The sequence below is a fragment of the Streptomyces sp. NPDC087300 genome (assembly GCF_044744425.1).
Classification (GTDB): Bacteria; Actinomycetota; Actinomycetes; order Streptomycetales; family Streptomycetaceae; genus Streptomyces.
The window spans coordinates 1,153,680-1,177,227 of record NZ_JBIUYI010000002.1 but is presented as its reverse complement, the minus strand read 5'-3'; the positions used below and the strand labels follow the sequence as shown (position 1 = coordinate 1,177,227).

Annotated in this window: 20 protein-coding genes; 6 read left to right on the top strand and 14 right to left on the bottom strand. The window is 72.9% G+C overall.

The genetic code is table 11. The features are described from left to right. Position 1: 1 nt before the first annotated feature. Together ACIO9J_RS10820 and ACIO9J_RS10815 are read left to right on the top strand one after the other, a co-directional pair. Positions 2-1,054, top strand: a complete 1,053-nt coding sequence (locus ACIO9J_RS10820; RefSeq protein WP_401995978.1) for an ABC transporter ATP-binding protein — start codon at positions 2-4, stop codon at positions 1,052-1,054. Between the two features lie 35 nt (positions 1,055-1,089). Next, a complete protein-coding gene (locus ACIO9J_RS10815) occupies positions 1,090-2,079 on the top strand; it encodes an oligopeptide/dipeptide ABC transporter ATP-binding protein (RefSeq protein ID WP_401995743.1) in 990 nt (329 codons plus the stop codon). A 60-nt stretch (positions 2,080-2,139) separates the two neighbouring features. Here ACIO9J_RS10815 and ACIO9J_RS10810 read toward each other — a convergent pair whose 3' ends face one another. The 9 genes from ACIO9J_RS10810 to rimP form a co-directional block, all read right to left on the bottom strand. Then, a complete protein-coding gene (locus ACIO9J_RS10810) occupies positions 2,140-3,090 on the bottom strand; it encodes a bifunctional riboflavin kinase/FAD synthetase (RefSeq protein ID WP_401995740.1) in 951 nt (316 codons plus the stop codon). Between the two features lie 163 nt (positions 3,091-3,253). Beyond that, positions 3,254-6,811, bottom strand: a complete 3,558-nt coding sequence (locus tag ACIO9J_RS10805; RefSeq protein WP_401995737.1) for a trypsin-like peptidase domain-containing protein — start codon at positions 6,809-6,811, stop codon at positions 3,254-3,256. A gap of 252 nt (positions 6,812-7,063) precedes the next feature. Then, complete coding sequence (truB, locus tag ACIO9J_RS10800; RefSeq protein WP_401995734.1) at positions 7,064-7,969, bottom strand: tRNA pseudouridine(55) synthase TruB; 906 nt, start codon at positions 7,967-7,969, stop codon at positions 7,064-7,066. Continuing rightward, positions 7,966-8,421, bottom strand: a complete 456-nt coding sequence (rbfA, locus tag ACIO9J_RS10795; protein ID WP_401995731.1) for a 30S ribosome-binding factor RbfA — start codon at positions 8,419-8,421, stop codon at positions 7,966-7,968. Before rbfA ends, truB begins: the two co-directional genes overlap by 4 nt. 61 nt (positions 8,422-8,482) lie before the next feature. Next, entirely contained in the window at positions 8,483-8,776 is a 294-nt protein-coding gene (locus ACIO9J_RS10790) for a DUF503 domain-containing protein (RefSeq protein WP_401995728.1), read from the bottom strand. A 150-nt stretch (positions 8,777-8,926) separates the two neighbouring features. Further along, complete coding sequence (gene infB, locus ACIO9J_RS10785; RefSeq protein WP_401995725.1) at positions 8,927-12,061, bottom strand: translation initiation factor IF-2; 3,135 nt, start codon at positions 12,059-12,061, stop codon at positions 8,927-8,929. A gap of 145 nt (positions 12,062-12,206) precedes the next feature. After that, positions 12,207-12,497, bottom strand: coding sequence for a YlxR family protein (locus tag ACIO9J_RS10780; RefSeq protein ID WP_401995722.1), 291 nt, complete (start codon positions 12,495-12,497; stop codon positions 12,207-12,209). A 144-nt stretch (positions 12,498-12,641) separates the two neighbouring features. Next, positions 12,642-13,631, bottom strand: a complete 990-nt coding sequence (gene nusA, locus ACIO9J_RS10775) for a transcription termination factor NusA (RefSeq protein WP_401995719.1) — start codon at positions 13,629-13,631, stop codon at positions 12,642-12,644. Positions 13,632-13,633: 2 nt separating this feature from the next. Continuing rightward, positions 13,634-14,143, bottom strand: coding sequence for a ribosome maturation factor RimP (rimP, locus tag ACIO9J_RS10770; protein WP_401995716.1), 510 nt, complete (start codon positions 14,141-14,143; stop codon positions 13,634-13,636). 241 nt (positions 14,144-14,384) lie between these two features. On the opposite strand from rimP, the gene ACIO9J_RS10765 reads away from it, so the two are divergent. From ACIO9J_RS10765 to ACIO9J_RS10755, 3 genes are read left to right on the top strand one after another with little or no spacing between them, the layout of a single operon-like run. Beyond that, entirely contained in the window at positions 14,385-14,933 is a 549-nt protein-coding gene (locus ACIO9J_RS10765; RefSeq protein ID WP_401995713.1) for a hypothetical protein, read from the top strand. After that, positions 14,930-15,400, top strand: a complete 471-nt coding sequence (locus ACIO9J_RS10760; RefSeq protein WP_401995710.1) for a ferritin-like domain-containing protein — start codon at positions 14,930-14,932, stop codon at positions 15,398-15,400. The genes ACIO9J_RS10765 and ACIO9J_RS10760 overlap by 4 nt, the downstream gene beginning before the upstream one ends. Positions 15,401-15,436: 36 nt before the next feature. After that, positions 15,437-16,336: an aminoglycoside phosphotransferase family protein gene (locus tag ACIO9J_RS10755; protein WP_401995707.1), complete on the top strand. Its 900-nt coding sequence runs from the start codon at positions 15,437-15,439 to the stop codon at positions 16,334-16,336. Between the two features lie 68 nt (positions 16,337-16,404). Here the strand turns inward: ACIO9J_RS10755 and ACIO9J_RS10750 are convergent, their stop codons facing one another. From ACIO9J_RS10750 to ACIO9J_RS10735, 4 genes are all read right to left on the bottom strand, one after another. Beyond that, positions 16,405-18,099 (bottom strand): proline--tRNA ligase, encoded by a 1,695-nt coding sequence (locus ACIO9J_RS10750; protein ID WP_401995704.1) that lies wholly within the window; start codon positions 18,097-18,099, stop codon positions 16,405-16,407. A gap of 75 nt (positions 18,100-18,174) precedes the next feature. Continuing rightward, entirely contained in the window at positions 18,175-18,717 is a 543-nt protein-coding gene (locus ACIO9J_RS10745) for a GNAT family N-acetyltransferase (protein WP_401995701.1), read from the bottom strand. A gap of 174 nt (positions 18,718-18,891) precedes the next feature. After that, the gene (locus ACIO9J_RS10740; protein ID WP_401995698.1) at positions 18,892-19,740 is read right to left on the bottom strand and encodes a GNAT family N-acetyltransferase; all 849 of its coding nucleotides are present in this window, start codon (positions 19,738-19,740) and stop codon (positions 18,892-18,894) included. Between the two features lie 215 nt (positions 19,741-19,955). Next, positions 19,956-20,582 carry a class I SAM-dependent methyltransferase gene (locus tag ACIO9J_RS10735; protein ID WP_401995695.1) on the bottom strand — a complete coding sequence of 209 codons (627 nt, stop codon included), beginning with the start codon at positions 20,580-20,582 and terminating at the stop codon, positions 19,956-19,958. Between the two features lie 63 nt (positions 20,583-20,645). Between ACIO9J_RS10735 and ACIO9J_RS10730 the strand changes: the two genes are divergently transcribed. Further along, positions 20,646-21,320, top strand: coding sequence for a TetR/AcrR family transcriptional regulator (locus tag ACIO9J_RS10730; protein ID WP_401995692.1), 675 nt, complete (start codon positions 20,646-20,648; stop codon positions 21,318-21,320). A gap of 1,002 nt (positions 21,321-22,322) precedes the next feature. Here ACIO9J_RS10730 and ispG read toward each other — a convergent pair. Further along, positions 22,323-23,480: a flavodoxin-dependent (E)-4-hydroxy-3-methylbut-2-enyl-diphosphate synthase gene (gene ispG / locus ACIO9J_RS10725; protein WP_401995689.1), complete on the bottom strand. Its 1,158-nt coding sequence runs from the start codon at positions 23,478-23,480 to the stop codon at positions 22,323-22,325. Between the last annotated feature and the right edge of the window lie 68 nt (positions 23,481-23,548).

Here is a 23,548-nt window from a genome sequence, read left to right as displayed (position 1 = left end):
TGTGCGCAAGGACAGCAAGGACAGCAAGGACGCAGAGGGCGCGCCGGTGACCGGGCAGCGGCTCCTCGACGTCAGGAACCTCGAAGTGACGTACGCGAACGGCGCGGCGGCCGTCCGCGGCGTGAACCTCTCCGTCGGCGCGGGCCAGAAGCTCGGCGTGGCGGGCGAGTCCGGCTGCGGCAAGTCGACGCTGGCGCTCGCCCTGCTCCGCCTCCTTCCCGCGGGCACGAAGGTGTCCGGCGAGATCCTGCTGGACGGCGAGGACGTGCTCGCCATGAAGTGGGGGCGGGTCCGCGCGGTGCGCTGGGCGGGCGCGTCCATCGTCTTCCAGGGCGCCATGCACTCGCTGAACGCGGTGCACCGCATCGGCGACCAGATCGCCGAGCCGATCCTGCTGCACAAGAAGGCAACCCAGGCGGGCGCGAAGAGGAAGACCGGCGAGCTGCTCGAACAGGTGGGGCTGCCGGCCGCCCGCGCCGACGCCTATCCGCACGAGCTGTCCGGCGGCCAGCGCCAGCGCGTGATGATCGCGATGGCACTCGCCTGCGATCCGCGCCTGATCATCGCCGACGAGCCGACCACCGCGCTCGACGTGATGATCCAGGCTCAGATCCTGCGCCTGATCGAGCAGTTGGTGGCCGAGCAGGACCTCGGCCTGGTGATGATCAGCCATGACCTCGCGGTGCTCTCCGACACCTGCGACCGGCTCGCGGTGATGTACGCGGGCCGCGTCGTCGAGGAGGGCCCGGCCGCCCAGGTCTACGAGAACGCCCGGCATCCGTACGGAAAGGCCCTCTCGGCCGCCTTCCCGCGGATCGGCGACATCGCCTCGCGGTTCGCGCCGCGCGGCCTGCCCGGCGACCCGCCCGACCCGTCCGCGCTCCCCACCGGCTGCACCTTCCACCCGCGCTGCCCGGTCGCGCTCGACTCCTGCACCACCGAGGACCAGGCCCTGCGGGACGCGGGCCCGCAGCACCGCGCGGCCTGCGTCCACGCGGGCCCCCAGCTGCCCGCGCAGCCCGCGTCGGCACCGGCGGCGGAGCGCACACCGTGAACCAGAGCACTCCGACGGGCGACGAGGAGCCGCGCATGACCACCGAGACCCCGAGCGACCCCCTCCTGTCGGCCGCCGGCCTGCACATCGCCTTCCCCGGCAGGCGCGGCGCGCCGACCGCCCGCGCCGTGGACGGCGTCGACCTCGACATCAAGGGCGGCGAGATCGTCGCCCTGGTCGGCGAGTCGGGCTGCGGCAAGACGACGCTGGCCCGTTCGCTGCTCGGCCTGGTCACGCCGACCACCGGCAGGGTGACGTTCGCCGGCAAGCCCCTGGACTATTCGAGCCGCGCCCTGAAGGCGTACCGCAAGCGGGTCCAATTGGTCCTTCAGGACCCCAGCGGCTCGCTCAACCCGCGGCACACCGTGTACGACGCGGTGGCCGAGGGGCTGCGCATCCACGGCTACGCGGGCGACGAGCGGGCGGCGGTCGCCGACGCCCTCTCCCGGGCGGGCCTGCGCCCGCCGGAGCGCTTCTTCCTGCGCTATCCGCACGAGCTGTCGGGCGGCCAGCGCCAGCGCGTGGTCATCGCGGGCGCGCTGGTCCTCGAACCCGAACTCATCGTCGCCGACGAGCCGGTGGCCTCGCTCGACGCGTCCGTACGCGGCGAGATCCTCGCGCTGCTGCTCCGTCTGCGTGACGAACTCGGCCTGTCCGCGCTGGTGGTGACGCACGACCTGGGCCTCGCCTGGAACATCGCGGACCGCGTGGCGGTGATGTATCTGGGCCGGATCGTGGAGACGGGCACGGTGGAGGAGGTCCTGACATCCCCTCAGCACCCGTACACCCAGGCCCTGTTGTCGGTCCTGCCGGAGGCACCCGGTGAGCCGGTGGTCCTCACCGGGGAGCCGCCGGACCCGTCCAGGGTGCCGGGCGGCTGCCGGTTCCACGCGCGGTGCCAGGTGCTCGCCTCGGGCGAGGCGGAGCGGGCGGGCGTCGCGGACCGCTGCCGCGGGGAGGATCTGCCGGTGCTTTCCGGTGCGGGTGAGACGCAGGTGGCTTGTCACTGGGCGGGGGCGCGGTAGCGACTGCGTCAGCCTGCGGGCCGGTGGGGACTGGTCGCGCGGTTCCCCGCGGCCGAAGGACTAAGCCTCAGCCGCCTCGACCAGCTCGCGGGACCGCTTCACGTCGTCCGCCATCGCGACCAGCAGCGTCTCGATCGAGTCGAACTTCACCATGCCCCGCACGAACGCCAGGAACTCCACGGCGACGTGCAGCCCGTACAGGTCCAGCCCGACGCGGTCGATCGCGTACGCCTCGACCGTCCGCTCGGTGCCGTCGAACGTCGGGTTCGTGCCGACCGAGATCGCCGCGGGCATCGCCTCGCCCTCGACGTGCAGCCAGCCCGCGTACACGCCGTCGGCGGGGACCGCCGTGTGCGGCAGGGTCTCCACGTTGGCGGTGGGGAAGCCGAGCTCGCGGCCGCGCTGGGCGCCGCGCACGACGATGCCCTCGACGCGGTGCGGGCGGCCGAGGATCTCCGCCGCGCCCGTGACGTCGCCCTCGGCGACCAGGCGCCGGGTCAGGGTGGAGGAGAACGGCTCGCCGCCGCCCGCCGCGCCGCTGACGTACAGGTCGACGACATCGACCTCGTAGTCGTACGTCGCGCCGAGCTCGGTCAGGAAGTCGACGTTGCCCGCGGCCTTGTGCCCGAAGCGGAAGTTGGGGCCCTCGACGACCACGCGCGCGTGCAGCTTGTCGACGAGGACCTTCACGACGAAGTCGGCGGGCGACAGCTTCGAGAACTCGGTGGTGAAGGGGAGGATGAGCAGCGCGTCCACGCCGAGCTCCGCCATCAGCTCAGCGCGCCGGTGGTGCGGGGCGAGCAGCGGCGGGTGGCTGCCGGGGCGCACGACCTCGCTGGGGTGCGGGTCGAAGGTGACGACCACGGCGGGCACGCCGAGCTCACGGGCGCGCGCCACGGCGCGGCCGATGATCAGCTGGTGCCCGCGGTGTACGCCGTCGTAGGAACCGATGGTGACGACGCTGCGCCCCCAGTCCTGGGGGATGTCCTCCAAGCCACGCCAGCGCTGCACTTCTTTGCTCCTCGCCGAACCCGTGTACGTCACGTACGTCTGTACGTTCCCATTGCCGATTGCGCAGGTCTAAGACTGCCATGCCGACGGGTTCCCGCTCGCATCGGTGCCTCATCGGAGGGGGTGGCGGGGGTCACTACCCGCCGGGCGGGGAGCGCGCGGCCTACGCGGGGACCCGGACGCCGCCCGCGAGGCCGCCGAGCGTGCGGCGCGCGCTGGGGCCGACGAGCGCGGCCCACTCCTGCGGGGCGGCGCCGATCCAGCCGATGACGAGCGCGGCGAAGCCCGGCTCGGAGCGGGCCAGTTCCACCAGGCGCCGGTCGAAGCAGGCGGCGCCCTCCGGGGTGCGCACCAGGAGCAGCGCGGTGCGGTGCACCCGCTCGCGCGTGCGGGCCTCGCCGCACTCGGGCAGGGCCCTGACCACGGACCGCAGGACGCTCTCCAGGACGGCGGCGTCCCGCTCCTGGCTCAGCAGTACGTCGAGCAGCTCGCCCCGCAGTTCCCGCGACGCGGCGGTGCCCGGCGCGGCGAGCACGGGCGCGAGGGCGGCGCGCACCTGCGCGGGACGGCTGTGCAGCAGCCCCGCGACCAGCGGGAAGAGCACGGCGCGGACGCCGGGACCCTGTTCGAGACGCCGGTCGATGTACGAGGCGGCGGGCCCCGCCGCCTCGGGACGGGCCTCCAGGAGGTCGTGCACGAGGGTGGCGACGCGGCGCGCCAGGGTGGGCGTCGTGACGTCGGCGAGGCTGCACAGGACGTCGTCGGCGGCGCGTCCCGGCGCGTGCAGCCGGGCCCGGAACGCTGCGAGCACCGGTTCGGGGTGGGTGGCGATGGCCGTGGCGAGCGCGCTGGCGGGCAGCTGGGGGTCGCCCGCCGCGAAGTGCCGCAGGGCCCGGGGCAGATGCCGCGACCGGGTGTGCGGGTCGCGGACGAGGAGGGCGAGGGCCGCGCCGTGCAGGGTGTCGTCGGCCGGGCGGGCGAGCAGCGCGAACGCCGCGTACCTGAGCAGCTCCCTGTCGGCCTCGGTGACGGTGTGCGGCGCGGCGCGCAGTCCGTAGGCGACGGCGGCGACGCGGCGCGCGGGCCGCTCGTCGTGCGCCCAGCGGTCCACGGCGCGGCAGACGGCGGACGGCTCCTCCTCGGCGAGGGCGGCGAGCAGTTCGTCGGCGCGGGCGTGGGCGCATGCGACCAGGGCCTCGACCAGGTCGTCGATGGCGCGGTGCCGGTGGGTGTACAGGAGGGCCTGGGCGGCGGAGGCGACGGTGGCTTCGGGCGCGGCGTCCAGCGGCCGCTCGTCGGCGAACCACCGCGCGAGGTGCGGCTGTACGCCCGCAGGGTCTTCAGCGAGCAGCTCGGCGACGGCGTCCAGACAGCGGTCCGGGGTCCCCGGCGGCCCGTCCCGTGCGACGAGCCGCCGCAGCAGGTCGAACCGCGCGGCCTCGCCGACCGGCAGCGTCAGCCAGAACCCGGTCCCGAACGCGCCGCGCTCGGCCAGCACCCCGAGCACCCCGAGGTACGGCGTGGCGTCCGCCACCCGCGACAGCACCTCGCCGAGCAGCCGCGCGGCCCACCAGGACCCGTCGCCCCCGGCGGCCCCGTCCCCTCCCGTGCCCGCGCCGGCTTCCCCGAACTCCGCCATCGCGTCCACCAACTCCCCGAGCCGCGAGGCAAGTTCGGCCGCTCCGCGCTGCCTCCCCAGCGACAGCAGTGCCTGGATCACGGGTCCCACGCGGTGGCGCGGGACGGGCAGCGGGCGAGGGGCATCGGGGAGCGGGGTCCGGGAGCGGTGGCGGTGGATCAGGGAGGAGAGGGCGCTGTCCACGTCGAGGTGGAGCCCCTGGATCCAGTCGGCGAGTTCCTCGTGCGCGAAGCGGTAGCCCGGTCCCGCGGGCACAAGCAGGCCCTCCGTGAGGACCGCGGATGCCCAGCCCGTGCAGGCGTCGAAGCCCTTGCCCGGCAGCGCACCCCACGGGAACACCTCTTCGAACGCGGCCCGGTCGAGCTCGCCCTGCCCCGGGCCGAGGCAGCGCCGTGCCGCCTCGTGGAGCTGCCCCGACACCCGCGCCGCCAAGCGCCGCACGGCCGTCCCCCGCAGCCCGTTCGCCGCCGCGAGGCGCACCGCGACGCGCAGGCACTGCAGGTCCAGATAGGCCGCGAAGATCCCCTCCCGGTCCGGCCTGCCCGCCGGTGGCGCGTCCGGCAGCGCGGCCCGTACCTCGGAGAGCAGCCGCAGCGTCAGCGGGTGCCGCGCGTCGGCGGCGGCGAGCGCGCCGTCCGGGATGCCGTACCGCGCGCGGGCCCGGCGGGCCTGCGGCGCCGGCAGGTCACCGAGCCGTACGCAGCCGGGCAGCCCGTCGCCGTGGTCCGGGCCGTGCAGCGTCGCCGCGTCGAAGTGCGCCCCGGCCCGCTCCCAGTACTCCGCGCGGCAGGCGACGACGAGGCGGGCCCCGGTCTCCCGCAGCCAGGCCGCCGTGCCCTCGCTCCACCCGGCGAGGCGGTGGGCGAGCACGGGCGGCATCTCCTCGGGTCCGTCCAGGAGCAGCAGGAGCGGCCGCCCCGCGTCCCGCGCCACCCGGGCGACCTGCCCCGCGGGGACGTCCCCAGGGCCCCCGTCGGCGGGCGCCTCGTCGGAGGCGGCGAGGATCCGTCCCGCGCGGTCGAGGGCGCGCGCCACCGCGTCGGCCACGGAGGTGTCGTCGGCCCGCAGGTCGGCGCCGCGCAGCCAGAGCGTGGGCGCGGGCTCGGCGCCCCTGGCCCGCCGCGCGGCGAGGGCGGCCAGCTCGGTCGTACGGCCGGTGCCGGGATCCCCGACGAGACCGAGCACGCACGCGTGGCCCCCGGTCGCGGTGAAGGCGTTGAACTCAGCTGTGGTGTCCGGCCGTTCGACCGGTTCGAGCACGGCGGCGCGCGGCCCGTCGGAACCCAGGGAGGTGGCGGTCAGATGCAGCGCTCCGGCCGTGTTGAGGTCGTCGCCGTACGCCGGGACGGTCGCCGCGTTGCGCGCGAGGAGCTCGGCGAGCGGGCCGTCGGGGTCGGCGGCCGCGGCGTCCCGCAGCGGCACCGCGAAGCCCGCGGGGCGGTGCGCGAAGGGCGCTTCCCCGGCCGGTACCTGCTCGGCGGGCGCCTGCGGAAGCAGCGCGGTCCCGAGAACGGCGAGCACCGCGCCGGTCGAGGCGTCGACGACCGGTCCCCCGGCCGCCCCGCCGCCGAGCCGCAGCGCGTCCGCGCCCTCGGTGCCGATCGCCAACTCCAGGGCGGCGCCCACCAGATGGAAGCGGTCCGTCGCCGTGTACGTCACCGGGGAGGTGCCGAGCACCCGTGCCTCGCGCCAGCCGCGGGCGGCGATGCGCACGTAGGCGCCGGTCGGCACGGAGTCCCGCACGGTGACGGGCAGCGGCCGCAGACCGAGCCCTTCGGTGCGGACCAGCGCGAGATCGGTGCCGGGCAGCGCCACCACGGCGTCGGCCGGTACGACACAGGTGCGCTCGCCGGGGCCGTGCAGGACGACCCGGGCGAGGCCGTCGACCGCTTCGTGGCTGGTGACGACCGTGCCGAGCTCGTCGGCGGCGAAGCCGGTGCCGCGCGGGCGGCCCGCGAGATCGCATATCCGCACCAGGGACCGGTCGAGCAGCGCGATGTCGTCCCGCGCGCCGCTTCCCCCGGTGTCCCCCGCACCCCGGGCGTCCCCCGCACCCCTGGCCCGCGGACCCCGTGCCCCCATGCCCGAACCTCCCCGCCGCTCCCCGTCCTTCCGACCGTAGGTCGGCGGTGATCAGCCGGACAGATCGCGTCGCGAACGCGCCCCCTTCCGCTCCCTCGGTTCACTCCGAGCGCCTGCCCGAAGGGGTGAATCGGAGCGGGCCGATGGAAACACCCTTGGGTGGGGGGTGGGGGGACCGTGGAGCGGCGCGCCGGAAGGCCCGCCGCTCCACGACGGACTCGGGCGTCCGCTCGGGCCAAGATGAGCTTCCGCTCAGGCGAAGACGGCCAGGCTCTTGGCCTTGCCCCGCGACTCCTCCGCGAGGACCAGGAAGCGGCCCTCGGCGTCGAAGACGGCGACCGCGCCCTGGCCCGCGTACTCCTCGGGCATGTCGATCCGCACGCCGTTGAGCAGCAGCCGTCCGCGCTTGTCGTCGACGTCCCAGCGCGGGAAGGCCCGGCCCGCGGCCTCGGCCACCGGCATCACCGTCAGCTCCTCCTGGAGCTGGTCGAGGGTCTTGGCGGCGTCCAGCTTGTACGGGCCGACGCGGGTGCGGCGCAGCGCGGTCAGATGACCGCCGACGCCGAGGTCCGCACCGAGGTCACGGGCGAGCGCCCTGATGTACGTCCCGGACGAGCAGACGACCGAGACGACCAGGTCGAGGACGGCCGTGCCGTCATCGGCGACGGCCTCGCGCACGTCGTACACCGTGAAGGCGGAGATCTTCACGGGCCTGGCGGGGATCTCGAAGTCCTCGCCCTTGCGCGCCCGCGCGTACGACCGCTTGCCGTCGATCTTGATGGCGCTGACCTTCGACGGCACCTGCATGATGTCGCCGGAGAGCTTGGCGATGCCCGCGTCGATCGCCTCGCGGGCGATCCCGGAGGCGTCGGCGGACGAGGTGATCTCGCCCTCGGCGTCGTCCGTGACGGTGTCCTGGCCGAGCCGGATGGTGCCCAGGTACTCCTTCTCGGTCAGCGCCAGATGACCGAGGAGCTTGGTGGCGCGCTCCACGCCGAGCACGAGGACGCCCGTCGCCATGGGGTCGAGGGTGCCCGCGTGTCCGACGCGGCGGGTCTTGGCGATCCCGCGCATCTTGGCCACCACGTCGTGCGAAGTGAAGCCGGACGGCTTGTCGACGATGACAAGGCCGTCCGGCGTGGTGTTGCTGTCGCTCATGCGGGGGCGTCGCCGTCCGTTTCGTCAGCGTCTTCGGGCTTCTTGTACGGGTCGGCGTCGCCCGCGAAGTCGGCGCCCGCGGAGACCTCCCGCACCTTGGCGTCGGACATCCGCGCCTTGTCGAGCAGGTCCTCGATCGCCCTCGCGTTGTCCGGCAGGGCGTCCGCGACGAAGGCCAGGGACGGCGTGAACTTCACGCCGGCCGCCTGACCGACCGCCGACCGGAGCACGCCCTTGGCGCTCTCCAGGCCCGCGGCGGCCGCCGCACGGTCCTCGTCGTCGCCGTAGACCGTGTAGAAGATGGTCGCCTCTCGCAGATCACCCGTGACCCGGGTGTCCGTGATGGTCACATGCGTACCGAGCCGCGGGTCCTTGATCCCGCGCTGCAGCTTCTGGGCAACCACCTCTCGGATGAGGTCCGCCAGCCTTTTCGCCCGCGCGTTGTCGGCCACTGCTCCGTCTCCCTTTTTGCCACATTCCCGGGGATCGGACCCCGGGCCAGTCTTGCTTCATTCAATCGTCGTCGCCGTGCAGCCGCCGCCTGACGGACAGCAGCTCCACTTCGGGGCGGCCCGCGACAAGCCGCTCGCACCGGTCCAGTACGTCCGTGAGATGGCCCGTGTCACCGGAAACCGCGGCGAGACCGATCTCGGCCCTGCGGTGCAGGTCCTGACCGCCCACTTCCGCCGCGCTCACCGCGTACTTCCGCTGGAGTTCGGCGACGATCGGGCGGACGACGGAGCGTTTCTCCTTCAGCGAATGTACGTCGCCGAGGAGCAGATCGAAGGACAGAGTCCCCACATACATGTGTATCCGGATGTCCCGCCGGTACGGGGTAGAGGCCCCGCCAACCGCTTGGCGGGAACATCAGAACCGTACACGGAACGGCCGGGGCCGATCGACGGGATTTCTCCCGCCGACCGGCCCCGACACTGACCGCGCAGATCAGCGAGCTGATCAGGCGCGCGGCTTCTCGCGCATCTCGTACGTCGCGATGACGTCGTCGATCTTGATGTCGTTGAAGTTGCCGAGGTTGATACCGCCCTCGAAGCCTTCGCGGATCTCGGTGACGTCGTCCTTGAAGCGGCGCAGACCCTGGATGTTGAGGTCCTCCGCGACGACCTTGCCGTCGCGGATGAGCCGGGCCTTGGTGTTGCGCTTGACCTCGCCGGAGCGGATGAGCACACCCGCGATGTTGCCGAGCTTGGACGAGCGGAAGACCTCGCGGATCTCCGCGGTGCCGAGCTCGACCTCCTCGTACTCCGGCTTGAGCATGCCCTTGAGGGCCGCCTCGATCTCCTCGATGGCCTGGTAGATCACCGAGTAGTAGCGGACGTCGACGCCCTCGCGCTCCGCCATCTGCGCGGCACGGCCGGCCGCACGGACGTTGAAGCCGATGACGATGGCGTCGGAGCCCATCGCCAGGTCGATGTCGGACTCGGTGACCGCACCCACACCGCGGTGCAGGACGCGGATGTCCACCTCTTCGCCGACGTCGAGCTGGAGCAGCGAGCTCTCCAGGGCCTCGACGGAACCGGACGCGTCACCCTTGATGATGATGTTGAGGTCCTGGACCAGACCGGCCTTGAGCACCTGGTCGAGGTCCTCGAGGGACACCCGGCGGGTGCGCTTGGCGAACGCGGCGTTGCGCTCACGGGCGGCACGCTTCTCGGCGATCTGACGGGCCGTACGGTCCTCGTCGACGACCAGGAAGTTGTCGCCGGCGCCCGGGACGTTGGTGAGACCGAGCACGAGGACCGGAGTCGACGGCGTCGCCTCCTCCACGTTCTCGCCCTTGTCGTCGAGCATCGCGCGGACTCGGCCGTAGGCGTCACCGGCGACCATCGTGTCGCCGACGCGGAGGGTACCGCGCTGGACGAGGACGGTCGCGACGGCGCCGCGGCCCTTGTCGAGGTGGGCCTCGATCGCAATACCCTGCGCGTCCTGCTCCGGGTTGGCCCGCAGGTCGAGCGAGGCGTCCGCGGTCAGGACCACGGCCTCGAGCAGCTGCTCGATGTTGAGGCCCTGGCGCGCGGAGATGTCGACGAACATCGTGTCGCCGCCGTACTCCTCGGCCACCAGACCGAACTCGGTGAGCTGACCGCGCACCTTGGTCGGGTCGGCACCCTCGACGTCGATCTTGTTGACCGCGACCACGATCGGCACGTCGGCCGCCTTGGCGTGGTTCAGCGCCTCGATCGTCTGCGGCATCACACCGTCGTTCGCCGCGACCACGAGGATCGCGATGTCGGTGGACTTCGCACCACGGGCACGCATGGCGGTGAACGCCTCGTGACCGGGGGTGTCGATGAAGGTGATGGCGCGCTCTTCGCCGTTGACCTCGGTGGCGACCTGGTACGCACCGATGTGCTGCGTAATACCGCCGGCCTCGCCCGCGACGACGTTCGTCTTGCGGATCGCGTCCAGAAGTCGGGTCTTACCGTGGTCGACGTGACCCATGACGGTGACGACCGGGGGACGCGAGACGAGCATCTCCTCGCCGCCCTCGTCCTCACCGAACTCGATGGAGAACGACTCCAGGAGCTCGCGGTCCTCCTCCTCCGGGCTGACGATCTCCAGGACGAAGTTCATCTCGTCCGCGAGGAGCTTCAGCGTCTCGTCGGAGACGGACTGCGTGGCGGTGACCATCTCGCCGAGGTTCATCATCACGCCGACCAGCGAAGCCGGGTTGGCGTTGATCTTCTCGGCGAAGTCGGTCAGCGAGGCACCGCGCGACAGGCGGACGGTCTGTCCGTTGCCGCGAGGCAGCATGACGCCGCCCACCGACGGGGCCTGCATGGCCTCGTACTCCTGGCGCCTCTGCCGCTTCGACTTGCGGCCACGACGGGCGGGACCGCCCGGACGACCGAAGGCACCCTGCGTGCCACCACGGGCACCGGGACCGCCGGGACGGCCACCGAAGCCGGGACGACCGCCGAAGCCGCCGCCACCACCGGGACGACCGGCACCGCCGCCGCCACCGGGACCACCGGGACGACCGGCGAAACCGCCGCCACCGCCACCGGGACGGCCTGCGAAGCCGCCGCCACCGGGACGACCGCCGCCGCCACCGCCGCCGGGACGACCGCCGCCGCCGGGACCACGACCACCGCCGGGGCCACCACCGGGACGCGGGCCCGCGGCGGGACGCTGCGGCATCATGCCCGGGTTCGGACGGTTACCCGCAGGACCGCCGCCGGGACGCGGAGCGCCACCCTGCGGACGGGGCATGCCGCCCGGGCTCGGACGGGCGCCGCCCTGACCCTGCGGACGGGGAGCGCCACCGGGGCCGCCCTGACCGCCCTGCGGACGCGGGGCGCCACCGGGGCCACCGGGGCCGCCGCCGGGACGCGGGGCACCGCCCGGACGGGGCGCCTGCGGGCGCGCCATGCCGGTGGAGCCACCAGAGGTGAAGGGGTTGTTGCCCGGACGCGGACCCGCGGGACGGGCACCGCCGGGGCGCGGAGCACCCTGGCCGCCGGGACGCGGGGCGCGCTCAGGACGGTCGCCACGACCGCCCTGGCCCTGACCGCCCTGACCCTGGCCACCCTGGCCCTGACCACCCTGACCGGGGGCCGGACGGCCACCGGGCTTGGGCGCACCCGGGCGGGAGGCGGCGGGACGGGGAGCCTGCGGCGCCGCGGGGGCGGCGGGCGCGGCCGGCGGAGCGGTGAACTCCGGGGCAGCCGGAGCCGGCGAGGCCGGCGCGGGCTTGGGGGCCGGCGGCTTCGGACCGGGCGTCGGGCGCGGGCCCGGGGTGACCGGCGAGGCAGCGGGCTTCTCGGCCGCGGCGGGCTTGGGAGCCGGCGGCTTCGGCGCGGCCGGACCCGGACGGGCGGCCTGCGCGGGAGAGGGCGCCGACGGCGTCGGCGGCTTGGGGGCGGCCTGCTTGCGCGGCGCGCCGGGCTTGGCGGCGGACTTGCCGTTGCCACCGCCCGTGTTCAATGCGTCAGTCAGTTTGCGTACTACCGGCGCCTCGATCGTCGAGGACGCCGAACGTACGAATTCACCGAGTTCTTGGAGCTTGGCCATGACGACCTTGCTCTCTACGCCGAACTCCTTGGCGAGCTCGTATACCCGGACCTTAGCCACTTCGCTCCTTTTAGGTCCGGGTTACGCCGGACCGTCGCTACTTCATGGGCGTACTCATCGCGTGCTCATCGAGTGCTCATCGCAATCTCGACCTACTTCCAACTCGCGGAATACCAGGGCCGCACGGGGTTCCGTGCGACTCGTCTTACGGTGTTGCCTGCTGGGCAACCGTCTCGACAGCTCGGCGCAACGCCTCCGTGTCGAGCGGACCCTGGGCTCGAAAGGCCCGGGAGAACGCCCGGCGGCGGACCGCCAGGTCAAGACAGACCAGGGCGGGGTGTACATACGCACCCCGGCCGGGCAGCGTACCGCTTGGATCGGGGACGCAGGCGCCCTCTTTCCTCACGATGCGCAGCAGATCGCTCTTGGCCGCTCGCTCCCGGCACCCCACACAGGTGCGCTCAGGGCATGCGCGGGCATGCGTCCGGCCAGACACGCTTAAGTCTACCTCCCCGCACCGACCTCACCCCTTTGGGGCAAGAATCGAACGGCTACTCGCCACATACTGTCGTGATCCCAGCGTTGATCGCCGGGATTTTATTCCTGGCGATCTTCCCGAAGGTCCTTCGCCGCCGACCGGCTACTGGTCGGCGGGCTGCTCGGTGTCGGGCCTGATGTCGATGCGCCAGCCGGTGAGCCGCGCGGCGAGACGGGCGTTCTGCCCCTCCTTGCCGATCGCGAGCGACAGCTGGTAGTCGGGCACCGTGACCCGGGCCGACCTGGCCCCGAGGTCGACGATCTCGACCTTGCTGACGCGGGCCGGGGAGAGCGCGTGGGCGACCATCTCGGCCGGGTCGTCGGACCAGTCGACGATGTCGATCTTCTCGCCGTTGAGCTCGCCCATGACGTTGCGCACACGGCTGCCCATCGGGCCGATGCAGGCGCCCTTGGCGTTCAGGCCCGAGCGGGTCGAACGGACCGCGATCTTGGTGCGGTGACCGGCCTCGCGGGCGATCGCCGAGATCTCGACGGAACCGTCGGCGATCTCGGGGACCTCCAGCGCGAAGAGCTTCTTCACCAGGTTCGGGTGGGTGCGCGACAGGGTCACGGAGGGACCGCGGACGCCCTTGGCCACGCGCACGACGTAGGAACGCAGCCGCAGGCCGTGCGGGTACTCCTCGCCGGGCACCTGCTCCTGCACCGGCAGGATGGCCTCCAGCTTGCCGATGTCCACGAGCACGTTCTTCGGGTCGCGGCCCTGCTGGACCACGCCGGTGACGATGTCGCCCTCGCGGCCCGCGTACTCGCCGAGCGTCGCGTCGTCCTCGGCGTCGCGCAGACGCTGCAGGATGACCTGCTTCGCCGTGGTCGCGGCGATGCGGCCGAAGTCGGACGGGGTGTCGTCGAACTCCTTGGCCTCCTGGCCCTCTTCGAGGTCCGCCGGGTCCTCCGTCGCCCACACCGTCACGTGACCGCTCTCGCGGTCCAGCTTCACGCGCGCACGGCGGAAGCTGCCGTCGGTGCGGTGATAGGCGATGAGGAGGGCCGACTCGATCGCCTCGACGAGCAGGTCGAAGGAGATCTCCTTCTCCCGTACCAGACCCCGCAGGGCACTCATGTCGATGTCCACGGCTACGCCTCCTCCTCTTCCTTCATGTCCTTCTTGTCCTTGCGGTTGAACTCGACCTGCACGCGCGCCTTGTCGATCTCGGCGAAGGCGAGGCGGCGCGACGTGGCCTTGCGGCCCTTCACGCCCGGCACTTCGAGGTCGAGACCCTCGTCGTCCACGGTGAGGATGCGGGCGACGAGCTCGCCGCCCTCCGTCAACTGGAACTTCACCAGGCGGTCCACGGCGCGCGCGTAGTGGCGGCGCTCGGTCAGGGCCCGCTCGGCGCCGGGGGAACCGACCTCCAGGTCGTACTCCCCCTCGCCCATGGCGTCCGTCTCGTCGAGCTTCGCGGAGAGCAGACGGCTCACCTCCGCGATCGCGTCGAGGTCCACGCCGTCCTCTGAGTCGATGACGACCCGCAGCACTCGCTTGCGTCCGACCGAGGCCACTTCGATCTCTTCGAGATCCAGGTCCTGGGAGCTGACGAGCGGTTCCAGTAGTTGCCGCAGCCTCTCGCTCTGGGTGGTGCTCATCCGGGTGACTCCTCGGCCGCGTGTGCTGTTGTGGGTGCGTTGCAAGTCTGCGTCTCAGGTCAAAGGGTATCCGGTCCCGAGGGGTGTTGCCGCCCACGGGCGGGGCGATGCACCGCTCCGGGCCGAGCCGCTCGCGAGTACGGGAGCGGCCCGCAGGTACGGTGATCACGGACCCGCGCCACCCCTTCTCCTCGCCCCGCTCGCTCACGCCTTTCTGGCCTTCCTTCCGAGGACGTCTGCCGTGCCGTCGTATCTCACCGCCCCACGGTCCCTTTCGGGACCGCGCCGAAGGAGTCTGCTCACCGGGGCCGCCGGTGTCGCGGGAGCCGTGCTGCTCACCGGCTGCTCGGACTCCGCCGACACCGACGAGCGGCCGTCCGCCGCCCGGCGCCTCGCCGCCCGCGCGGCCGCGGACAGCACGGAACTCATCGAGCGCTACGACGCCGTCATCGCGGCGCACCCCTCGCTCGCCGAGCGGCTGCGGCCGCTGCGGGCCGAGGTGCGGCGGCACGCGCGGGCGTTCACGGACGGCCACGCTCCGGCTTCCGCGCCGCCCGCCGGCTCCGCTGGCCCCTCCGGCTCCCCCGCCGAGCCCTCCGCTTCCGCGGGCCCTTCCGTGGCCGCGGACCCCAAGGACGCCGTGCGTGAACTCGCCAAGGCCGAGCGGACGTTGGCCGACCGGCGCGCCCAGGCCCTGCTCGACGCCCCCGCCGAACAGGCCAGGCTGCTCGCCTCGGTGGCCGCCGCGGGGGCGGCACACGCGTATCTGCTGACGGAGGGCGACAAGTGAGCGGTTCGAAGGACGACGAGCTGAAGGCCGTGCAGGCCGCGCTGGCCGCCGAGCACGCGGCGGTGTACGGCTACGGGGTGGTCGGCGGACGCGTCGGCAAGGAGCGCAGGGACGACGCGCGCACCGCCTACGACGCCCACCGCGCCCGGCGCGACGAGTTGCAGCGCGCGGTGCGCGACCTGGGCGGCGAGCCGCAGCCCGCGGACCCGGCGTACGCCCTGCCGTTCCCGGTGCCGGACTCCGCGTCGGCCGTGCGGCTCGCCACGGAGCTGGAGGACCGGGTCGCCGGGGTCTACTCCGATCTCGTACGGGCCGCCACCGGCACCCGGCGCGGCAACGCGGCCCTCGCGCTGCGCGAGGCGGCGGTCCGGGCGGCACGGTGGCGCGGCGGGAGCGTAGCCTTCCCTGGGCTCGCCGAGCGGTCCGCCGCCGCCGACCCCTCGGCAGCGGCGACGCCCCAGGCGTAGCCCGTACAGGAAGTTCAGGAAGGGAACGACTCGCGCATGGCTTTCGAACCGCCGCAGCGCCTCGTCACCGCGCTCGGCGAGACGACGCGGGACGGCGACGACTGGCTGGAGAAACTGCCGACGGCGGTGGAACAGGCGGTCGCTCTACGCGAGTTGACCATCGAGCGGGTGCAGGTGCCCGGCGGGCGCAGCAGCCTCGTGCTGCTCGTGCGGCGGGCCGACGACACCCCCGCCGTGCTGAAGCTGGTGCCGCCCCGGTCGCGTCCGGAGAGCGAGCGGGCCGCCCTCGCGCACTGGAACGGGCTCGGCGCCGCCCGGCTGCTCGATCCCGCCGCCTCCGACGGGGCGCTGCTCATGGAGCGGCTGCACCGGGACGTGTCGGTGCGCTCGCTGCCCGAGGCCAAGGCCCTCCTGGAGGCGGCGGGGACGCTGCGCAGGCTGTGGGTGGAGCCGCCGTCCGGGCACCGCTTCGAGACGGTCGCCGAGCGGACGGAGCGGCAGGCGGTGGCGATGCGGGCTTCGGCCGATGCGGATGCCGAGCTCGGCCCCTTGGTCGACGCGGCGCTCGCGGCGCGGGACGAGCTCATCGCCGCGGCGCCCGAGCCGCGGCTGCTGCACGGCACGTTCCGGCAGAGCAAGGTGCTGGCCGGGGACCGGCTGCCGTGGCTGGCCGTGGGCCCCGACCCGGTGGTGGGTGAGACCGCCTTCGACCTGGCGCGGCTCGTCAGGGACCGCGTGGAGGACCTCATCGCCTCGCCGTCCGGCGCCTCCATCACGCGGCGCCGCGTGAAGAAGCTCGCGGAGTCGCTGGAGGTCGAGCAGGAGCGGCTGCGCGGGTGGACGCTGTTCAGGGCGGTCGAGTCGGGCCTACGGGCGCTGCGCGTGGGCCGAGTGCAGGACTCCGAGCTGCTGCTGGAGTTCGCGGGCTGGCTCTGAGGGGGCGCGGGGAACCGCGGACCTGATGTGTCCGGTCGCGTGGTTCCGCGCGCCCCTTCGGGCATCGGCTAGGCGGTCAGGCGGGCGATCGCCTCGTCGACCGACAGCTCCTCGCGCTCACCGGTGCGGCGGTCCTTCAGCTCCACGACGCCGTCGGCGGCGCGGCGGCCCGCGACGAGGATCTTCGGGACGCCCATCAGCTCGGAGTCGGTGAACTTCACGCCCGGGGAGACGCCGGGGCGGTCGTCGACCAGGACCCGGACACCGGCCGCGGCCAGCTTGTCGGAGACCTCGAGGGCCAGCTCGGTCTGGAGCGCCTTGCCCGCGGCGACGACGTGCACGTCGGCGGGGGCGATCTCCTCGGGCCAGATCAGGCCCTTGTCGTCGGCGTGCTGCTCGGCGAGCGCGGCGACGGCCCGCGAGACGCCGATGCCGTACGAGCCCATGGTCACGCGGACCGGCTTGCCCTCCTTGCCGAGCACGTCGAGCTGGAAGGCGTCGGCGTACTTGCGGCCCAGCTGGAAGATGTGGCCGATCTCGATGGCGCGGTCCAGCTTGAGTCCCGTGCCGCAGTTCGGGCAGGGGTCGCCTTCCTCGACGACCACGACGTCGACGTAGGCGTCGACCTCGAAGTCACGGCCCGCGACGACGTTCTTGGCGTGCACGCCGTCCTTGTTGGCGCCGGTGATCCAGGCGGTGCCGGGGGCCACGCGCGGGTCGGCGAGGTAGGTGACCTTCGCCAGGCCCTGCGGGCCCACGTAGCCGCGCACCAGGTCGTCGCGGCCCTCGAAGTCCTCGGCCGTGACCAGTTCGACGGCGGCCGGGGCGAAGTGGGCCTCGACCTTGTCCATGTCGACCTCGCGGTCGCCGGGGACGCCCACGGCGACGATCTCGCCGTCGACCTTGACGAGCAGGTTCTTGAGCGTCGCGGAGGCCTCGACGCCGAGGTGCGCGGCGAGCGTCTCGATGGTCGGGGTGTCCGGGGTCGGGATCTCCTCGGCGGCGGGCACACCGGCCGCGTCGACCGCCTTCAGACCGAACGAGACGGCCTCCGTGTTGGCGGCGTAGTCACAGTTCGGGCAGTCCGCGAAGGTGTCCTCGCCGGCCGCGGCGGGGGCGAGGAACTCTTCGGACTTCGAGCCGCCCATGGCGCCCGCGGTGGCGGCGCAGATGCGGTAGTCGAGGCCGAGGCGCTGGAAGATCTTCTGGTACGCGGCGCGGTGCAGCGCGTACGACTGGGCGAGGCCCTCGTCCTCCAGGTCGAAGGAGTAGGAGTCCTTCATCAGGAACTCGCGGCCGCGCAGGATGCCGGCGCGGGGACGGGCCTCGTCGCGGTACTTGGTCTGGATCTGGTAGAGGGTCACCGGCAGGTCCTTGTAGGACGAGCACTGGTCCTTGACCAGGAGGGTGAAGATCTCCTCGTGGGTGGGGCCGAGGAGGTAGTCGCCGCCCCTGCGGTCGTTGAGCCGGAACAGCTCGGCACCGTACTCGGTCCAGCGGCCGGTCGCCTCGTACGGCTCCTTGGGCAGCAGGGCGGGCAGCGAGACCTCCTGGGCGCCCATGGCGTCCATCTCCTCGCGGACGACGCGCTCGACGTTGGCGAGGACCTTCTTGCCCAGCGGCAGCCAGGACCAGACACCGGCGGCGGTGCGGCGCACGTAACCGGCGCGGACGAGGAGTTTGTGGCTCAGGACCTCGGCGTCCGCCGGGTCGTCGCGCAAGGTCTTCGCCATCAGTCGGGACATGCGCTGGACCTGGGCCATGGTGAACTCCTGCTGCTAAGGGTGGTGTGCAGGAGGTTAGCCGGGGCTCGGGCGCGGGCGGAAATCGGTTACGGCTCAGACCCGTTTCGCCAGGGGCAGCGGGGCGCCCATCACGGCGTACGGCTTGGGGGCGCTGGGGAACAGGACGCGGCGTGCCAGATCGGCGTATCCAAGGGAGCGGTACAGGCCGCGGGCCGGGCTCTCCACGTCGATCGCGGAGAGGATCGAGCGGGGCTCGGGGACGCCGTCCGTGATCGTCGTGATCAGCGCGCGCCCGATGCCGCGGTTCTGGTAGCCGGGGTGCACGTGCAGCTCGGTGATCACGAACGACTCGTCGAGCCAGCCGTCCAGGTCCTGGCCGCGCAGATACGGCTCGACGACGGTGGACCACCAGTGGGCGCGGTCGTTGGGCATGCCGTAGACGAAGCCGACGAGCCGGTCGTCACCGGTGGTCGCGCCGAACGCGCGGGCGCGGGGGTAGGTGAGGTGCCGCAGCACGATCTGCCGCCGTACGGCCACCTCGTCCTCGCTGAGACCGAACGCGTGGGCCTGGACGCGCAGCGCCTCGTCCACGCGGGCGCCGAGGTCGAGCGGACCGATCACGACATCGTCTGTCATGGGGCCGACCCTACTTCGCACCACCGCGCTTCTGAACAGGGCGCTCTGGGCGGGTGCTTGCCCCGGGCATTCGGGCGGGCCGGTGGGGCAGGCCGGTCGGACGGACCGGTCAGACGGGCCGGTCGGACGGGCCGGTCGGACGGACCGATCAGACGGGCCGGTCGGACGGACCGATCAGAACAGCACGCTCATGAACGCGCCGACCTCTTTGAAGCCCACCCGCCGATAGGCCGCCCTGGCCGCGGTGTTGAAGTCGTTCACGTAGAGGCTGACGACGGGGGCGACGTCCGCGAGCGCGTAGCGAAGGACGGCCGCCATGCCGGGGGCGGCGAACCCTTGGCCCCGGTACTCCGGGGCCACCCACACGCCCTGGACCTGGCAGGCCTGCGGGGTCGCGGCGCCGATCTCCGCCTTGAAGATCACCTTGCCGTGCTCGTCGAGACGCGCGAACGAGCGCCCGGAGCCGACCAGTTCGGCGACGCGGGCCTGGTAGAGCAGCCCACCGTCACCGGCCATCGGCGAGATGCCGACCTCCTCGGTGAACATCGCCACGCAGGCCGGCATGATCGTCTCCATCTCGTCCTTGCGGACGCGACGGACGTACGGGTCGGGGGCGATGTCGTCCGGCAGCCGGTCGGTGACCATCAGGGGCTGCTGCGCGCGGACCTCGCGGGCGGGACCCCAGGAGGGTTCGAGGAGCCGCCACAGCTGGGCCGTGGAAGCGGCGGGACCGACGATCGAGGAACAGCGCCGCCCGGCCCTGCGCGCCCGGTCGGCGAAGCCGCGTACGGCGCGCGGGGTGGCACAGATCGGTACGAGATTGGCGCCCGCGTAGCAGAGGGACTCCAGCATGCCGTCCTCGTACCAGCCCCACATCTCACCACCGAGCCGCCACGGATCCAGCCCCGCGACCTGCACACGGGCGGCCACAAAGGCATTGGCGACCGGCTCGCGGCCGAGCACGGCGAGCGCGGCGTCCAGGTCACTCGGTTCGAGGACCCTGGTGGTGGTCTGAGTCAACACGTGCGGGGGCCTCACCATACGGTCTGCTGATCTCCGCACTGTACCTGGCGGGGGCGCCTCGTGCGGGGGGAGGCGTTTGCCTGTGGGGCTGGGGGCGGGAAGGCCCGTGAGGGGTGCGGTACGGCGGTACGGCGGTACGGCGGTCAGCGCTGAGCCGGTGGTCGTGGACCGGTCGGGGACATCCGTGTCAGATCGTGCGCACGGTGTGGCTGAGCTCATGCCGCGTCGGTGGCGCGGCGCAGGGTGAACCAGAACGTCGGGACGGGGTTGGTGCCGGGCGTCACGTCGGTCAGCCGCCACCCGGAGAACCGGGCGGTGAGTTCGTCGGCGGTGACGCCGGACCACGTGTCGTCGAACGCCCCGGGCCCGTACCCGAACAGCAGCAGTCGCGCACCGGGGGCGGCACGCTCGGTGAGGCCGGCGGCGTAGGCGTCGCGGCGGTGCGGTGGGATTCCGCAGTAGCAGCTCAGGTCGAAGAACAGGTCGTACGGGCCGGGCACGCCCACCTCGTCGAGCCGGGTGGCGTCCGCGCACAGCACCGTGACGTCGGCTCCGGCCGCGTCGGCCTTTTCCCTCGCCCGCCGGACCGCGCGCTCGACCAGGTCGACGGCCGTCACCTGCCAGCCGTGCCGGGCCAGGTACACCGCGTTGGTTCCGGTGCCGCAGCCGAGTTCGAGGACCCGGCCCGGCGCCGGCGCGTCGGGCGCCTCGATCAGGGCCACCAGCTCGGGGGGCGTGATGCCGCTGTCCCACGGCGGCCTGCCGTCCCGGTAGAAGTCCTCCAACACGCGGCGCACAGATGCCTCTTGGTCGAGCTCCGCAGCCGTACGAGTCGTACTCATCGCTACCCCTCCAAGAATCTAGAGTTGAACTCTAGTGACTAACTCTAGAGATAGACTCTCGGCATGGATGCGGTCAAGGGATCCGACGGACAGAACGCCGAACGACCCGGCAAACGCCCCGACAAGCGGGCCGAGCGCTCGCGGCGCACCCGCGAGAACATCGTCGCGGCAGCGCGGGACCTGTTCGTCGCGCAGGGATACGGCGCGACAAGCCTTCAGGAGGTCGCGGACCGCGCGGACGTGGCCGTCCAGACCGTGTACTTCGTGTTCCGGAACAAGCGCGCGCTGTTCAAGGACGTCGTCGACACAGCCATCGCGGGCGACGCCGAAGCGGTCGCCACGATGGACCGCGACTGGTTCCGCGCGGCGTGCGCCGAGCCCACCGCGGCCGGGCAACTGCGCGCCCACGTACGGGGCGTACGCGACATCCTCGGCCGGGTCGCCCCGATCATCCCGCTCATCGCGGCCGCGGCGGCCACGGACCCGGAGATCGCCGCGCAGTGGCCCGCCGGCCCCGACCCGCGCCACACCGTCCAGCACGCCGCGGCGAAGGCACTGACCTCCAAGCCCGACGCCCGCCCCGACGTCGACACCGACCGCGCGGCCGACGTGCTGTACGGGCTGCTCAGTCCGGAGCTGTACCTGATCTTCGTCCGCGACCGGGGCTGGTCCCCCGAGGCCTGGGAGGAATGGGCCTGCGGCGCTCTCACCGCCCAGCTCTGCACGGACCCCGGGTAGGCCATCACCTGTTCGGCGACAGCCGGCTGCGGCTGCGGCTGCGGCTGCGGCTGCGGCTGCTGACCGGTACGCCCACTCCGCCGCGCCGACGCCATCTTCGTCAAGCCCGACGGCGTCCGGGGTGGAGGCGTGCGCTCCGCGCGGGCGAGGTCCGTGAAGGCTGAGGCCGCCACTCACCCCACCCCCCGGCGAGGGCTGAGGCTTTCCGCCGCTTCGCGGCGTGGGTGGCCGGACGGAGGCGCGCTGCGCGGGCGAGGTCCGTGAAAGCTGAGGCCGCCACTCACCCCACCCCCCGGCGAGGGCTGAGGCTTTCCGCCGCTTCGCGGCGTGGGTGGCCGGACGGAGGCGCGCTGCGCGGGTGACGTCCGTGAAACGTGAGGCCGCCACTCACCCCACCCCCCGGCGGGGGCTGAGGCTTTCCGCCGCTTCGCGGCGTGGTCCCCACCCGCCCACCCGTGGCTCCGTACCGGGGTGTGGGTGTAGGGGCGGGGCCGCTGCGCCGGCGGGCCCCACTCGAGGTGGGGTGGCAACAACGTTGCGGGCCGGCTGGGTAGCTGGGCCCTACGTGCGGAGACCGGCGCGGAGAACCGCTCCGCCGCGCAGCGGGCGGGCTCCTACAAGGACCCGGCCCGTGCTGAGGAGCGGGCAAGCCCCTACAGGAACCGGTCGGCGCGGAGAAACGGGTGGGCGGGTGGGAACCGCTCCGCCGCGCAGCAGGCGGGCTCCTACAAGGACCAGCCGGCGCCGAGAGACGGGTGGGTGGTGGGAGGCGTCCGCCGCGGAGCGGGCGGGCTCCTACAGGGACCAGCCGGCGCCGAAGAACGGGCAGGCCCCTACGCGAAGCACCCGACGCAGAAAGAGGAACAGGCTCCTACAGGGACCGGCCGTACCGAGAGACAGTCAGGCCTACAGGGACCGGCCCGCGCCGAGGAGCAGGCAGGGCTACAGGAGCCGGCCCGCGCCGAGGAAGGGCGCTCCCCCATGGGCCCCTGCCAAGGGCACTCAGCCCGCCACCGCCACCGTCGGCTCGCCGGAGGCCACCCCGTCCTTCTCCATCTGCTCGGCGATCTTCATCGCCTCGTCGATCAGCGTCTCGACGATCTTCGACTCGGGGACCGTCTTGATGACCTCGCCCTTGACGAAGATCTGGCCCTTGCCATTGCCGGACGCGACGCCGAGGTCCGCCTCACGGGCCTCGCCGGGACCGTTGACGACGCAGCCCATGACGGCGACGCGCAGCGGCACCTCCATGCCCTCCAGGCCCGCGGTGACCTCTTCGGCCAGCTTGTAGACGTCCACCTGCGCCCGCCCGCACGACGGGCACGAGACGATCTCCAGGCGCCGCTGGCGCAGGTTCAGCGACTCCAGGATCTGGATGCCGACCTTGATCTCCTCGACCGGCGGGGCCGACAGGGAGACGCGGATGGTGTCGCCGATGCCCTCGCTCAGGAGCGCGCCGAACGCCACCGCCGACTTGATCGTGCCCTGGAAGGCAGGACCCGCCTCGGTCACACCGAGGTGCAGCGGGTAGTCGCTGGCCGCCGCCAGCTGACGGTAGGCGTTGACCATGACGACCGGGTCGTTGTGCTTCACCGAGATCTTGATGTCCCGGAAGCCGTGCTCCTCGAAGAGGGACGCCTCCCAGAGGGCGGACTCGACGAGCGCCTCGGGGGTGGCCTTGCCGTACTTCTTGAGCAGCCGCGCGTCCAGGGAGCCCGCGTTCACGCCGATCCGGATCGGCGTACCCGCGTCGTTCGCGGCCTTCGCGATCTCCTTGACCTTGTCGTCGAACTGCTTGATGTTGCCCGGGTTCACCCGGACCGCCGCGCACCCGGCGTCGATCGCCGCGAACACGTACTTCGGCTGGAAGTGGATGTCGGCGATCACCGGGATCTGCGACTTCCGCGCGATCGTGGCCAGCGCGTCCGCGTCGTCCTGCGTGGGACAGGCCACGCGCACGATCTGGCAGCCGGAAGCGGTGAGCTCGGCGATCTGCTGGAGGGTCGCGCCGATGTCCGACGTACGCGTCGTCGTCATCGACTGCACCGAGACCGGTGCGTCCCCACCGACAGCCACGGAACCGACCTGGATCTTGCGGCTGACCCTGCGGTCGGCGAGCTTGGTCGGAACGGACGGGATTCCGAGAGAAACGGCAGTCATCTGGCGAGCATCCCCAAGAGTGTGGATCACAAGTTCTGGATCAAGGTCCCGAGATCGACGGGCTCCAG